General features: G+C 33.6%; 10 protein-coding genes and 1 tRNA gene. 7 read left to right on the top strand and 4 right to left on the bottom strand.

From position 1 onward, the window contains the following. Positions 1-226: 226 nt before the first annotated feature. The 3 genes from AAC069_RS09480 to AAC069_RS09490 all read right to left on the bottom strand — a co-directional run bounded on the left by AAC069_RS09480 (position 227) and on the right by AAC069_RS09490 (position 1,727). Complete coding sequence (locus tag AAC069_RS09480; protein ID WP_339920229.1) at positions 227-802, bottom strand: Crp/Fnr family transcriptional regulator; 576 nt, start codon at positions 800-802, stop codon at positions 227-229. Next, positions 803-1,465 (bottom strand): 3,4-dihydroxy-2-butanone-4-phosphate synthase, encoded by a 663-nt coding sequence (ribB, locus tag AAC069_RS09485; protein WP_339920268.1) that lies wholly within the window; start codon positions 1,463-1,465, stop codon positions 803-805. It lies immediately after the preceding gene. A 187-nt stretch (positions 1,466-1,652) separates the two neighbouring features. Then, positions 1,653-1,727 (bottom strand) — tRNA-Val (locus AAC069_RS09490). A gap of 215 nt (positions 1,728-1,942) precedes the next feature. Here AAC069_RS09490 and AAC069_RS09495 point away from each other — a divergent pair. Further along, a complete protein-coding gene (locus AAC069_RS09495; RefSeq protein ID WP_339920230.1) occupies positions 1,943-3,730 on the top strand; it encodes an ABC transporter transmembrane domain-containing protein in 1,788 nt (595 codons plus the stop codon). A 14-nt stretch (positions 3,731-3,744) separates the two neighbouring features. Then, on the top strand, positions 3,745-5,064 hold the full coding sequence (locus tag AAC069_RS09500) for a hypothetical protein (RefSeq protein ID WP_339920231.1): 1,320 nt from the start codon (positions 3,745-3,747) through the stop codon (positions 5,062-5,064). A gap of 79 nt (positions 5,065-5,143) precedes the next feature. Here AAC069_RS09500 and AAC069_RS09505 read toward each other — a convergent pair whose 3' ends face one another. Beyond that, positions 5,144-6,307 carry a proline dehydrogenase family protein gene (locus tag AAC069_RS09505; RefSeq protein WP_339920232.1) on the bottom strand — a complete coding sequence of 388 codons (1,164 nt, stop codon included), beginning with the start codon at positions 6,305-6,307 and terminating at the stop codon, positions 5,144-5,146. 92 nt (positions 6,308-6,399) lie between these two features. Between AAC069_RS09505 and aroB the strand changes: the two genes are divergently transcribed. From aroB to recQ, 5 genes are all read left to right on the top strand, one after another. Then, on the top strand, positions 6,400-7,467 hold the full coding sequence (aroB, locus tag AAC069_RS09510; RefSeq protein ID WP_339920233.1) for a 3-dehydroquinate synthase: 1,068 nt from the start codon (positions 6,400-6,402) through the stop codon (positions 7,465-7,467). Positions 7,468-7,758: 291 nt separating this feature from the next. Beyond that, positions 7,759-9,159: an arginine decarboxylase gene (locus tag AAC069_RS09515; protein ID WP_091087812.1), complete on the top strand. Its 1,401-nt coding sequence runs from the start codon at positions 7,759-7,761 to the stop codon at positions 9,157-9,159. Between the two features lie 92 nt (positions 9,160-9,251). Beyond that, the gene (locus AAC069_RS09520) at positions 9,252-10,223 is read left to right on the top strand and encodes a deoxyhypusine synthase family protein (RefSeq protein WP_339920234.1); all 972 of its coding nucleotides are present in this window, start codon (positions 9,252-9,254) and stop codon (positions 10,221-10,223) included. Between the two features lie 9 nt (positions 10,224-10,232). Next, complete coding sequence (locus tag AAC069_RS09525) at positions 10,233-10,634, top strand: DNA primase (RefSeq protein WP_339920235.1); 402 nt, start codon at positions 10,233-10,235, stop codon at positions 10,632-10,634. A 119-nt stretch (positions 10,635-10,753) separates the two neighbouring features. Continuing rightward, the gene (gene recQ, locus AAC069_RS09530) at positions 10,754-12,868 is read left to right on the top strand and encodes a DNA helicase RecQ (RefSeq protein WP_339920236.1); all 2,115 of its coding nucleotides are present in this window, start codon (positions 10,754-10,756) and stop codon (positions 12,866-12,868) included. Positions 12,869-12,870 lie beyond the last annotated feature (2 nt).

Here is a 12,870-nt window from a genome sequence, read left to right on the forward strand (position 1 = left end):
GATTTATGCCTACTTCACTGCTAAGTTTATCTTTGATTTATTTAAAAGCTCCTTCAGTTAGAAAAATTAAGGGCAAAAAAAAACTCTTCAATTTCTTGAGAAGTTTTGTGCATTTTTCCAACAGAGAATCCTCCCGATATTTTAGAATTAACACTATAATAAGAGATCGTAAAAATTATTTTCCAAGTATACATAGTTGTAAGTGCTATTTACATCTAATATATTCTTAAATTTTAGATTTTATTCTGCTCAGTGTTTCATTAGATACATTAATATAAGAAGCTACGATTTTATTTGGAAGCCGTTTAACAATATTTGGGTTTATTTTAAATAACTGATCATATCTTTCTGCAGCACCCAAAGTCGTAAACGACATTAATCTTTTTGAATTATTAACATATGCTTTTTCTAAATAAATAGTATAAAAGTCCTTCCATTTGGGAATAATTTTCATAAGATGTCTAAAATCGTCGTGACTAATGCAGAAAAGTTCTGAATTTTCAATCACCTGAATAATTTCCTCCGCTGGCTCCTTTGTTATAAAACTGACTAGAGCTGTGGCAAATTGATTTTCGAAGGCAATATATCTAGTGCTATCTTTTTCTTCATCATTTATAAAATAAATTCTAAGGCATCCTTTCTTTACAAAATAACTAAACTCACTAACTTTTCCATGTGCAAGTAAAATTTCATTCTTGTTCTTTTTTAAAATTTTAAAATAAGACATAATGATTTTTAAATCTTCCTCTCCAAAATCAATGTTTTTTTTTAAGTAAGCTGCAAGCTCGTCGAATTCGTTCATTTAATTATAGTCTCTAACAAATTTACGATAATGAATAATATCTTCTATAGATAAGACAACTAAATCATGTTTATCCGCAAATTTTACGATAGTATCAATGTCTGCCATTGTTCCATCAGCGTTCATTAATTCACAAAGCACTGATTCTGGCTCTAATCCCGCTAATTTCATCAAATCCATACTCCCTTCTGTATGCCCTTTCCTTTCTAATACTCCATTATTTCTTCCTCGTAATGGAAAAATGTGACCAGGCTTAGCTAAATCAGAACTACTTGCATTTTCAGTACAAGCAACCTGAATAGTTTTTAATCTATCTGCTGCTGAAACACCGGTAGTAACACCTACTTTGGCCTCTATAGAAATTGTAAATGGAGTTTGAAAACTACTCGTGTTTTCCTTTACCATATAGGGTAAGTCCAGTTTGTCCGCTTTTTCATTAGATAAACAAAGACATACGATACCACTGCATTCTCTAATCATTAATGCCATGTTCTCAGTAGATAAATTATGGGCCGAAAAAATTAAATCTCCCTCATTTTCTCTGTCTTTATCATCCGTTAAAATTATTCCTTTTCCGTTTTGAAGATGTTTGAATGCATTATCTAAACGTTCTTGACTTGTACTTCCAAATTTTTCTAACGGATTTGATTCTATAGCTACCATCATGATTTACGTGATTTAAATTTTACTTGATGCAAATCTAAAGTTGTTTTTTATCAAAAAATTTGACTTAAGTCAATTAATGAAAGTTTCAAAAATATTTTTAAATCAAGATAAAAGTGGATCAAGACTAAAAGTTGTGGGAAAATATAAAGCAAAAAAAAACTCCTCAATTTCTTGAGAAGTTTTGTGGGCGATGAGGGGTTCGAACCCCCGACCCCCTCGGTGTAAACGAGGTGCTCTGAACCAGCTGAGCTAATCGCCCTATTTCACAATTCGAATAATTTCTTGTTCCTTATTGCGAGTGCAAATATAAGCCTAGATTTTATATTTACAAGCAAAAAACGAAAATAAATTAATAATATTTTCGTCTAAATCCCTTTCGTACTCACTGACAGCGCATTAATACAAATAGCTATAACTACTATTTTTTTGTAATGAATCACTATAGTATTACATTTGCATCATAAACAGCAAATAATGGCAAGGTTCAAAGAAAATGATTTACCAAAATCAAAAATTACCGCAAGTTCTCTCAACAAAGCAACTCTTATATTTAAATATGCCGACAATCACCGCTGGAAATTTTATGTAGGATTAGTTTTTTTATTACTTACTGGAGCGACTGCATTGGCTTTCCCTAAATTGATGGGAATGTTAATTGACAGTGTGAAGAATAAAAGTTACACTGATGCCAATAACATTGCTTTATTACTGATCGGGATTCTTTTTATGCAATCCATTTTTTCTTTTTTTAGATTATCCCTCTTCATCAATTTTACGGAACACACTTTGTCCAACCTAAGACTGTCTTTATACAGCAACTTAGTAAAACTGCCGATGTCTTTCTTTTCGCAAAAGCGTGTTGGTGAATTAAACAGTAGAATCAGTTCAGATATTACACAAATTCAGGATACTTTAACTTCTACCATTGCTGAATTTCTTAGACAGCTAATTTTAATTGTGGGTGGAGTGGCACTATTAGCCACCGAAAGTATTAAACTAACTTTATTAATGTTGTCAGTCGTTCCATTAGTTGCTGTGGCAGCAGTTGTTTTTGGTCGGTTTATTCGAAAGTTTTCAAAAAGCGTACAAGATCAAGTAGCAGAAAGCCAGGTTATCGTCGAGGAAACGATGCAAGGAATTAGTATTGTTAAGGCTTTCGCCAATGAATGGTACGAAATTGCCCGTTATGACGGAAAAATAAAAGAAGTAGTGAAGTTAGCGATCAAAGGCGGAAAATACAGAGGCTACTTTGCATCCTTTATCATATTCTGTCTTTTTGGAGCTATCGTTGCCGTAGTTTGGTTTGGTGTTCGATTAAGCATCAGTGGGGAAATGAGCGTGGGTCAATTGATTTCATTTGTACTATATTCTACATTTGTAGGAGCTTCTTTTGGAGGAATTGCCGAATTGTATGCGCAAATCCAAAAAGCGATTGGAGCTACAGAGCGTGTTTTTGAATTATTGGAGGAAACTCCAGAAAAAATCAACTCGACACATAATACTTCTTCGATTGAAAAAATAAAAGGAAATGTTACTTTCAAGAATGTAGCCTTCAGTTACCCTTCAAGAAAAGAAATAAAAGTATTAAAGAACGTCAATTTTACAGCAAATTTTGGTCAAAAGATTGCGATCGTTGGACCTAGTGGAACTGGAAAATCAACTATTGCCTCCTTACTACTGCGTTTCTATGATATTGATTCAGGTGAAATACTAATTGATGGGAAAAATATTTATGATCTCGAATTAGAAAACCTTCGTGGTAATATGAGTATTGTCCCCCAGGACGTGATCCTATTTGGTGGAACCATAAAAGAAAATATTGCATACGGAAAACCAGATGCTACAGAGGAAGAAATTCTTGTAGCAGCCAAACAGGCGAACGCCTTTAATTTTATCGAAGGTTTTCCTGAAAAATTTGAAACCATTGTAGGAGAACGAGGAATTAAACTTTCAGGAGGTCAAAGACAACGTATTGCAATTGCGAGAGCCTTACTTAAAAACCCAAGTATTTTGATTCTCGACGAAGCTACGTCTTCACTTGACAGTGAAAGCGAAAAATTAGTACAGGAAGCTTTAGAGATTTTAATGCAAGGAAGAACGAGCATCATTATTGCGCATCGCCTTTCTACTATACGTACTGCTGATCAAATATTAGTACTTGACAATGGCGAAATAACAGAACAAGGTACACATCAAGAGTTAATTGCTTTAGAAAATGGTAAATATAAAAATTTAAGCAACTTACAATTTACAGACTTTTAATCTAAATACAACCAATGAAACCAAAATTAACTAAAACAGCTGTTCTAATCTTCTTGCTGTTTTTAAAATCTGTTGCCTTCCAAGCGCAAGAAACCAAAAATCCATTTAAAGTAAACCTATCTGAAGACGGAAAAAAATATATTAAATTTGGTGCTAATTTTCAACTATGGGCGCGCTACACAGAGCTAAACCCAAATAGTAAAATTGGAGATAATGTGGTCGCACAATCTACTGATATTGTTATTAGAAGATTGCGATTACAAGCTATGGGAATGCTTACTGATAATGTGTTTTTTCACCTTCAGCTAGGACAAAACAATATTAATTTCACTCAAAATACTGGCCCTTCAAATACACCATTATCTGTTTTAGATGCTATAGGAGAATACCATTTTAATGATAAATTTCATCTTGGTGGTGGATTAACAGCTTGGGGAGCTGGAACTACACGATATTCAGCTAATAGTTCCTCTTCTCAACTAACACTTGATGCCCCTATATATCAGCAGAATATTAATGTTTCGTCCACTTTTGGAAATCGGAACTTAAGTATTTATGCCAAAGGGATGTTTGACAAATTGAGTTACCGTGTTGCCATAACAAATCCTTACCGAAATGCAACGAGTACTTTAAATCTAAACTCAACGATAAGCACGCATACACCTAAGGCTCAATATGCTGGAATGTTAACTTATGCTTTTGCAGAAAAAGAATCAAATACTGAACCGTATAATAAAGGAACTTATTTAGGTACAAAAAAGATCTTCAATGTTGGTTTAGGATATTTAACGCAGGCAAAAGCAATGTGGAGAGTAGACCCTAATGATGCCACCGCAGTTTTATATGATGATATGAATGTACTAGGTTTAGATCTTTTTTATGATAAACCAATTAGTGCTAAAGGAGATGCTTTAACCGTTTATGCCGCTTATAACAACTGTAATTTTGGAAAAAATTACACAAGGAGTATCGCTACTCCAGATCCAGCCATTGCAGATGGCTCACTTGTAAACGGTTCTGGAAACGGATTTATTGGGGTTGGAACTGGAAATATCTATTATGGTCAAGTAGGATATTTGATTGCAAAACCTACAAACCCTAGTACAAAAGGAAGACTACAAGTTTATGCAGCGGGACAAATTGCCGACTTAGAAGCTTTAGACAATCCAATGAGTTTGTATGAATTAGGAGCAAATTATTACTTAACCGGAACTTTAGGACCTAAAGTAAGTTTAGGATATCAAAATAGATCTATTTTTGAAAAAACAGGCGCTCAATATCCTCAAAGTGATCGTAAAAGCATGATTGTTTTACAGTTTCAAGTTTCTTTCTAAATAAAACTAAACGCATTTAAAAACAAAAAAGGTTTCGCTATTACGGCGAAACCTTTTTAATTTTAATCAAAAACTAAGATTACTTTCTTCTTTTGCGTTCTGCTTTTATCATTTCTAACTCACGACTAGTTTGCCCAGCTACTGAAGTGTTTTCTTCTGCACGACGAATCAAGTACGGCATAACATCTTTTACGGGGCCAAAAGGCAAATATTTAGCGACATTGTAATCATGATCAGCTAGGTTATAACTGATATTGTCACTCATACCATACAACTGACCAAACCAAATTCTGTCATCCTTAGTAGATACTCCTTTTGATTGCATTAGCTCCATTAAATTATAAGTACTTTCTTCATTATGAGTACCTGCAAAAATAGACATGATCTCTAAATGATCAATCATATAACGGACTGCTGCATCGTAATTAGCATCTGTAGCCTCCTTTGATGAACAAATTGGTGTAGGATATCCTTTTTCTTCCGCTCTGTTATTTTCTTTTTCCATGTAGGCACCACGAACCAACTTCATACCGATAAAAAAACCTTCGTTCTTTGCCTGATCATGTAATTTTTTCAAGTAATCCAATCGATCCCAACGATACATTTGTAACGTATTGAAAACAATTGCTTTTTCTTTATTGTATTTGCGCATCATCTCAGTAACTAAATCATCAGCGGCATCTTGCATCCAACTCTCTTCTCCGTCAATAAGTAATGCGACATTTTTTTTATGTGCTTCGCTGCAGACCAAATCAAAACGAGCTACTACTCGATCCCATTCCTCTTGTTCTTTTGACGTTAAAGCCTTTTTTTCTCCAAGTTTATCATACAATTCAAAACGACCAAGACCTGTTGGTTTAAAAACAGCAAACGGTATTGCTAGACGTTCTTTGGCAAATTCCACTGTTTTTAGAGTCATTGCTAATGCAGCATCAAACTGATCTTCCTCCTCTTTGCCTTCTACAGAATAATCCAATACAGAAGAAACTCCTTTAGTATACATTCTATCAACAACAGAAAGACAGTCATTTTCATTTACTCCTCCACAAAAATGATCAAAAACGGTAGCACGTATTAAACCTTCGACCGGTAGATGCGCATTCAATGCGAAATTAGTAACCGCAGCTCCTATTCGAACCAATGGTTGATTGGAAATCATTTTAAAAAGAAAGTACGCTCTATCAAGTTCTGTATCACTTTTTAATGCGAAGGCTACTTGTGTATTATTGAATATTTTTTCCATCTAATGTGATATTTTTGCACAAATATAGAGAGACTTTTCAATATTATTTAGCAAAAAATACCTTATTTTGCACTTTCAATTAATCCAATAAGATGCAAACGATCCAAGCAAGTAATTATCCAATTTATTTTAATGAAAAAGGATATGAAGCGCTAAACCTTCATTTAAAAGAAAACAAGTACTCTAACTTGTTCATTATAGTAGACAGCAATACAAACGAAGTGTGTTTACCACTATTCCTACCTTATTTAGAAACGGAACTGACTATCGAAATTATCGAATTTGAAGCAGGTGAAGAAAATAAGAACATTGAGACATGCGTCCAAATATGGAATGTTTTAACCGAGCTTGGTGCCGACAGGAAAAGTCTTGTCATAAATCTTGGCGGTGGCGTAGTTACAGATTTAGGTGGGTTTGTTGCTTCAACATTTAAACGAGGTGTCGATTTTATTAATATCCCTACTACCCTACTTTCAATGGTAGATGCTTCCGTAGGCGGAAAAAACGGAGTTGATCTAGGTAATTTAAAAAATCAAATTGGTGTTTTTAACCTACCGACAATGGTAATAGTAGATACCAATTATTTAGAAACGATTCCGCAAAATGAAATGCGTTCTGGTCTTGCCGAAATGCTAAAACATGGTTTAATCTTTGACAAAGCATATTGGGAACAATTTCTAGACTTAAAAGCGATTGACTTTGCTGACTTTGACGAACTGATTTACCGTTCCGTTGCAATTAAAAACGAAATAGTAACATTAGACCCCACTGAAAAAAATATTAGGAAATCACTAAACTTCGGACATACACTGGGTCATGCGATTGAAAGTTATTTTCTTGAGAATGAAAATAAAACTACCTTATTACATGGTGAAGCCATTGCTGTAGGGATGGTTTTAGAAAGCTATATCTCTTTCGACAAGGAATTAATAAGTGAAAGCGAGTATATTCAAATTAAAACTACAATAAAGTCTATCTTTGATGATATCGTGTTTCTTGAAAATGACATAGACCCCATACTAGAATTGCTCATTCATGACAAGAAAAATGAATATGGCACCATACAATTTGCCCTAATAGAAGGCATTGGTAAAATAAAAATAAATCAATCTGTTGAAAATGAATTAATTCTTAAAGCATTTAACGATTATAAATCTTAAATATTTTTTAGTCAAAAGGATTGGATTACGTATATATTATTTTTTACATTTGCCACAATGAAAAACAATCAAAAACAAGGAAATTACAGTTCAAGTGAGAACCGAAACAATAAATCTTTTTTAAGGATATTGAGGCGTTTTTATTCGATCAAAGAATATTTTTGTTTTGATCTGTCTAACCATTTAAAAGTAGATCACGAAAAACTTCAGATTATTTATGCAAACATTAGGGTTTGAAAATTAGTTTAATTCTTAAAACCAATTTAATTAATCTACAATACTAAAAGCTACATGAATACAAAATATTCCGATCTAATAAATCAAACATATTACTTTCCACAAGAAGAATTTACTTTAAACAAAGACAATCTAAAGTTTCACAATATTGATTTGATGAAACTCGTTGAAGAATACGGTACTCCATTAAAGTTTACTTATTTACCTCAAATTTCAAATAACATCAACAAAGCCAAAAACTGGTTTCGTAAATCGATGGAGAAAAATAAATACGAGGCAAAATACTATTACTGTTATTGTACAAAAAGCTCCCATTTTGAATTCATTATGAATGAAGCTTTTAAAAACAATATTCACGTTGAAACTTCTTCAGCTTTCGACATTAATATTGTTGAAAATTTAATGGCAAATGGAAAAATAAACAAAAGCACTTACGTTATATGTAACGGTTTTAAAAGAGACCAGTACATTGAAAATATTGCAAGATTAATTAATAACGGGCATAAAAACACTATTCCTATTATTGATAATTATGAAGAGCTAGATCTACTTCAGGCAGAAATTAACGGGAAATTCAAAATTGGAATCCGTATTGCTGCTGAAGAAGAGCCAAAGTTTGAGTTCTATACTTCCCGTCTTGGAATAGGTTATAAAAACATTGTTAGCTTTTATAAAAAACAAATTCAGGATAATGATAAATTGGAACTTAAAATGTTACACTTTTTCATCAATACAGGGATTAACGATACAGCCTACTACTGGAATGAGTTGGTAAAATGTATCAAAGTATACATAGCATTAAAAAAAGAATGTCCTACATTGGATGGTTTGAATATTGGGGGTGGATTTCCTATAAAAAATTCATTGGCGTTTGAGTACGATTATCAATACATGATTGATGAAATCATCAATCAGATTAAAATTGCCTGCGATGAGGCTGAAGTAGACGTTCCAAACATCTTTACTGAATTTGGTTCTTTTACCGTAGGAGAAAGCGGAGGTGCCATTTATCAAATTTTGTATCAAAAGCAACAAAATGATAGAGAAAAATGGAACATGATTGATTCTTCTTTTATCACTACTTTACCTGATACCTGGGCAATCAATAAACGTTTTATTATGTTGGCAATCAACCGTTGGAATGAAACTTACGAACGGGTTTTACTAGGTGGTTTAACTTGCGATAGTGACGATTACTATAATTCTGAGCAAAATATGAATGCCATTTATTTGCCAAAATACAATAAAGAAAAACCATTATACATTGGATTTTTTAATACCGGTGCTTATCAAGAAACCATTGGTGGATATGGTGGGTTACATCACTGCTTGATTCCACAACCAAAACACATCTTAATCAACAGAGATGAAAATGGAATTATAGCAACCGAAGTATTCTCAGAACAACAAACAGCCGACGATGTATTAAAAATTTTAGGCTACGACAAAAAATAAACAATTAAATACACAATTAGTCAATTTAAAAATTATTATATTTGAATATAACCATTCAATGTATTGATTTTTAAATATTTAAACCAAACAAAATGAGTAAAGGACCTATAAGTCAGTTTATAGAAAAGCATTATCTGCATTTCAATTCTGCGGCTTTAGTAGATGCAGCAAAAGGCTATGAAGAGCAGCTTGCAAATGGAGCTAAAATGATGGTAACTCTTGCTGGAGCAATGAGTACTGCCGAAATCGGAAAGATTTTTGCAGAAATGATTCGTCAAGACAAAGTTCAAATTATATCTTGTACCGGTGCAAATTTAGAAGAAGATATCATGAACTTGGTAGCTCATTCACATTACGAAAGAGTACCAAATTATCGTGATTTGACTCCAGAACAAGAATGGGACTTACTTGAAAGAGGGTTAAATCGAGTAACAGATACTTGTATTCCTGAACATGAAGCATTCCGTCGTTTGCAAAAACACATTTACAAAATTTGGAAAGATGCAGACGACAAAGCAGACCGTTATTTACCGCATGAATTTATGTACAAAATGCTTTTATCAGGCGTTTTAGAAGAATATTACGAAATCGATCTGAAAGATAGCTGGATGTATGCTGCAGCAGAAAAAAACTTACCAATTATCTGTCCAGGATGGGAAGATAGTACTATGGGAAATATTTTTGCTTCCTATGTCATTAAAGGAGATTTAAAAGTCTCTACGATGAAATCAGGTATTGAATACATGACATTTTTAGCAGATTGGTATCCTAAAAATTCCGCTAATGGAGTTGGGTTTTTCCAAATTGGTGGTGGTATAGCTGGAGATTTCCCAATTTGCGTGGTTCCAATGTTGTACCAAGATATGGAAATGCCAGAAACACCTTTTTGGAGCTATTTCTGCCAAATTTCAGATTCAACTACCAGTTACGGTTCGTATTCTGGAGCTGTTCCGAATGAAAAAATTACTTGGGGTAAATTAGATATAAAAACGCCTAAGTTTATTATTGAATCAGATGCAACAATTGTAGCACCTCTTATTTTTGCTTATATATTAGACTTATAGAATATCATTATGAAAAGAGTAATTGTTGATTACGCAAAACTTACAAACGAAATCTTAAATCTTTTAGTAGAAAGATTTCCTGACGGCTATGATGACTCAGATATTGTCCGTTTTAGAAATGCTAAAAACGAATTAATTGAAGCTGTTGAAGTACGAACTGAAGACACTATTTACTTAGTAAAAGTAAGTATGAAACTGGCAGACCGTATCGAAAACCACGATGAAGATGATGAAATCGATGACGAAATCGAACCAATCATTCCAATAAAAGGACTTGATTTAGATGACGACGACGATGATGATGATGACGACGACGACAATAATCGTGACAAACCAGACACTGATGACGACGATGAAGATTCAGACAAGTCTGATTATTCTGACGACGACGATGATGATGATGAAGATTAACTTCACTTAAAAAAACACCAAAGGAACTCTTAATCGAGTTCCTTTTTTTTAGCAGATTAATAAAATATATCTTTATTGTAATTTGCATCGAATTAATACTAAAAGGCACTACTCCCTAAATGATCACATCCCAAATATTACATGACTCTTTAAAGGAAAATTTTGGATTTGAAAAATTCAGAACCAATCAAGAGCAAATTATAAATACTATTTTGTCCGGTCAAGATACCCTGGCAATTATGCCAACCGGTGGTGGAAAATCGATCTGCTTTCAATTACCTGCACTATTATTTCCCGGAATCACAATAGTGATATCACCGTTAATCGCATTGATGAAAGATCAGGTAGATAGTTTAAAAGCAAACGGGATTCAGGCTTGCTTTATAAACAGTAGTCAATCTAATGAAGAACAGCAATTACACATTCAAAACCTAAAAGACAATAAAGTCAAAATGGTTTATGTAGCTCCAGAAAGTTTGTCTTACTTAGAAAATGCATTTAGCCAAATCACCATAAGTCTTATCGCAATTGATGAAGCACATTGTATTTCTTCTTGGGGACATGACTTTAGACCTGCTTATACCAATCTAGGATATTTAAAAAATCGCTTCCCTTCTACTCCAATTCTAGCTTTAACTGCTACTGCGGATAAAGCTACACGTAAGGATATTAGCCAGCAATTAAACTTAATAAACCCGAAGTCGTTTATCTCTTCTTTTGATCGAAAAAACCTAAGTTTAGAAGTTCGTCCAGCACTCGACAGAGTCAAACAAATAATTGATTTTATAAGTGATAAACCAACCGAATCTGGAATTATTTATTGCTTAAGCAGAAAGACAACAGAAGAACTCGCTTCAAAACTTAAAAAAGCAGGCGTAAACGCAAAAGCATATCATGCTGGATTAGACAGCGCGGTACGATCACAAACTCAAGATGATTTCATCAATGATGATTGCCAAGTTGTTTGTGCTACTATTGCATTTGGTATGGGAATCGATAAATCAAATGTTCGATGGGTCATTCATTATAATTTACCTAAAAATATTGAAGGTTATTATCAGGAAATTGGAAGAGCCGGTCGCGACGGCCTACCTTCTGAAACTATTTTATTCGAAAGTTATGGAGATGTAATCCAACTGCAAAAATTTGCTTCCCAAGGATTAAATGCAGAAGTGCAACTGGCGAAGCTCGAAAGAATGAAACAATATGCCGATGCTTTGAGTTGTCGCAGGAAAATATTACTGTCTTATTTTGGCGAACTAGTCACTGAAAATTGTGGAAATTGTGATATTTGCAAAAATCCACCTGAATTTTTTGACGGAACGATTATCGCACAAAAAGCTTTATCTGCCATTATTCGTTTGAAAGAATCGGAGCCATTACCCGTTATTATTGATTTTTTAAGAGGCTCCAAGAATGCCTATATATTCGAAAATGAATATCAAAATCTAAAAACCTATGCTATTGGTAGTGATATATCTTGGTACGACTGGAATCAGTACATCATTCAATTAATCAATCAAGGGCTTTGCGAAATTGCTTTTCACCGACAAAATAAAATTCGATTAACTGCATTAGCACGTGAAGTTTTATTTGAAGGGGACAAAGTACAACTGACCACAGTTCAAAAAATAAACACCGAAAAAACCGAACTTAAAGAAACCAAAAGCAAATCAGCAGCCAACTCTCTTTTTGAGACACTCCGCAAATTGCGTTATGAAATTTCTAAAGAGGAAAGTGTTCCTGCATATGTCATTTTTAGTGATGCTGCTTTACGCCAAATGGAAACAATACGGCCAATGAGTGATGACGAATTCATTACCATTGACGGAGTAGGAAAAGCAAAACTCGAAAAATATGGGGAAGCATTCATAAAAGCGATAATCGAATTTCAAAAAAACAAAGTAGTAAAACCTAAAAAAGAGGCCGGTACATATAAAGAAACACTCCTAATGTTTCAAAGTGGGTTAACTACTCAGGAAATTGCGTTGAAACGCAAATTGGGTATTGGCACGATTATGTCTCATTTAGCAAAATTGTATTTAGACGGCGAAACGATTAACTTATACCAATTTGTTTCTGAAGAAGAAGTAAGTTTGATCGCTAAAGCCAAAATACAATTAGAAAGTCCGACAACTTTAAAACCGTATTACGATCATCTTGAAGAAAAAATAGCGTACGACAAAATAAGATTGGCTTTGGCTATTATCGAAAAAGAAAGACGTAACAAATAATC

The organism is uncultured Flavobacterium sp. (genome assembly GCF_963974175.1).
Taxonomy (GTDB): domain Bacteria; phylum Bacteroidota; class Bacteroidia; order Flavobacteriales; family Flavobacteriaceae; genus Flavobacterium.